The following is a 1,974-nucleotide window of genomic DNA, read 5'->3' as shown; positions in this document are numbered from 1 at the left end:
CAAGACGAACATTGTAATTATCATGAAGACGTATAAAGCCAAAATCAAATTGAATAAAACGATCTGGCAAAGAGAGCCACATTTTTCCAGGTTCCGTAGAAAACCACCCTTGGGTTTTAAGAATACGGCTTGCTGCAGTAAGGCTTATCGAGCGCTGTTTGGGCTTTTTACGCGTTAGAATATCGTCTAACTCCCCATTTTTATAAGCTTGCGCAAAAAGAAGCAAGCGTTCATTCCACGTCATTATTTTATAATCAGAAAATTCTGATACGTTTATTTTGGGCGTAGACTCATAACTCCTTAAAGCTTCTATCTCGCCGAGAAGAGCCTTTGCAACAAGAGAATGATTAGCAGCTTCTTCATGTAATTTTTTTTCAATATCTTGTGCTTGCGCCCAAGTAATGACTTTGTTTAAAGCAGATTCAATATGACTTTCTGAAAGATCCGGTACCGTAACCCCGAAATCACCTATTTCTGGATAGAGTATATATCCATACCGTGACTTTTGCCCCCTAGAATATTCACAAGCAAGACTATAAGAAGCAGTTGTGAGGCTAGCTAATAACCAAAATTTTTCACCATCCGTTTCATGTTTCACACCATAGCTCAAATCCACAATGCGATCCGGAAGATAATAATAGGCAAATGTATCGCCTACTTCATCACGATAGAGCTCACAGCCCAGACTTTTTAATATTTCTGCTGCATCTTTAGTTTGCATAATGTTTCACTCTTCTCCAACCGCCGGATAACAGCTAACTGTATAAGGAATTATTCTATTCCACTCTTTGTTTATTTGATTTTCACTCCAATTGTCTCTAAACTCTTTCAGAAGCTCTGCATCTCCTTCAAATTTTTTCAAATCTTCTTGGTATTTATTAAGCTGTTCCTTATTTTCGCCCAGATAGCGTTTCATAATTTTCCCAAAAGGTTTTGCATCTCCTGTTTTATACGCTATTTCAAAATCTTTTTGACATTCTGTTAATTGAAAATTACCAGTTTTTATATCAATAACTTTTAATACACCTTTCTCCACATAAATAATATCAGGGCGATGTATTTTTTTTAACGAAAAGTTCATAGATTATTCTCCATAAGTCGCAGTTTATTCACGCTAATACTGTTCTACCACTGTAAATAATAGTTGATCTTTCGTCTCCCAGCCAAGCGTTTTTAAAATCTCTGTCACGTCTTTAGTTCGCATCGCTATTCACTTTCATTCAAAAAGTCCTGGATAATGAAAAACGTTAACGTCAGTTTTGTCTAACTTATTATTCAATTGTCCTTTAATCCATTCTTTACTAGCCTCGTTTAATTCTTTATCACTTCCTTTAAAATCTTTGAACGATTCTTGATATTTCTCTAAGAACTCTTTGTTCTCTTTAAAAAATTTTATAAATTTTCCTTTTGTAGACTCAGCATTTCCTTCTTTATATGCCTCTTTTAAAATCTTTTGTTGTTCACTTAATTTAGAATTCTTCCCCGTTTTTACCTCGCCAATTTTTATTTTACCATTCTCTATATAAACAATATCCGCACGAGATTTTACTACCCCCTTATCCGTCTTAGTTTTGAATACTATTTCTGTCTCGCATACTATACATCCTTCATCCTTTAATTCTTGTTTTTTCTCATCGCGTTTTTTATCATGATGCTTCCTGACTTGTTCAAGTATGTTACCCTTTCCATCATTATTGTTTTGTGGTTCTTTATTGTTTCCGTTTTTTTTCTTATTTTTACTTTCCTTCTGAGAATCTTTATTTTTTTCTTCTTGTGAGTTTTGATTTGTTTTTTCGCTATCTTCTGCAGAATTTTTCGATGCAAACCAATAGGTAAGGAAATCAGCTATAGCGGTTCTATTGTTAGGAGATTGAACAACAGTTGCTCCACCAGCCATAAAAAGAGACAGAGCTGCCAACTCTTGTGGCGTAAGCGACACAATGAACGCTACAGCAGCTGCTACCGCAGGAAGAA

2 protein-coding genes and 1 pseudogene are annotated in these 1,974 nt (G+C 35.2%); all 3 read right to left on the bottom strand.

Annotation, left to right across the window (positions count from 1 at the left end):
• The coding region (locus tag GGR08_RS07855) for a DUF6990 domain-containing protein (protein ID WP_425485764.1) at nt 1–721 on the bottom strand (721 nt) is incomplete at its 3' end.
• A gap of 6 nt (nt 722–727) precedes the next feature.
• Nucleotides 728–1,081, bottom strand: coding sequence for a hypothetical protein (locus GGR08_RS07850; RefSeq protein ID WP_183194745.1), 354 nt, complete (start codon nt 1,079–1,081; stop codon nt 728–730).
• Between the two features lie 135 nt (nt 1,082–1,216).
• A pseudogene (locus tag GGR08_RS07845) lies at nt 1,217–1,974 on the bottom strand (hypothetical protein); the annotation flags it as partial.

The organism is Bartonella fuyuanensis, from assembly GCF_014197255.1.
Lineage (GTDB): Bacteria > Pseudomonadota > Alphaproteobacteria > Rhizobiales > Rhizobiaceae > Bartonella > Bartonella fuyuanensis.
Note: the sequence above shows the minus strand (reverse complement) of the source record. Positions and strands in the feature narration are given on the sequence as shown.